This window comes from Gilvimarinus sp. 1_MG-2023 (genome assembly GCF_030548285.1).
Genome location: NZ_JAUOSC010001251.1, coordinates 1 through 258 on the forward strand (window position 1 = coordinate 1; position 258 = coordinate 258).

A 258-nucleotide genomic window follows, 5' to 3' on the forward strand; every position below is an offset into this window, starting at 1 on the left:
GGCGGCATGTTTGTGCAATCGGTCAAGTTTGTAAACAGCCATAACGGCAACCAAAAAGAGGTCTCGATCTACGGTCAGGAATACACCAGCGCCACCTATAAGCTCGCCAAAATGAACCTCGCCATTCGGGGGATTAACGGCAACCTGGGGGATGTTGCATGGGATACCTTCTTTAAAGATCAGCACCCTGATCTTAAAGACGATTACATTATGGCCAACCCGCCGTTTAACCAAAAACAGTGGCGCGCCGACAATGAG

General features: G+C 49.6%; 1 protein-coding gene. It reads left to right on the forward strand.

The annotated features are described in order from the left end of the window. Positions 1 to 258, forward strand: a 258-nt coding sequence (locus tag Q4563_RS20875) for an N-6 DNA methylase (RefSeq protein ID WP_303605880.1), incomplete at both ends; no start/stop codon positions are given.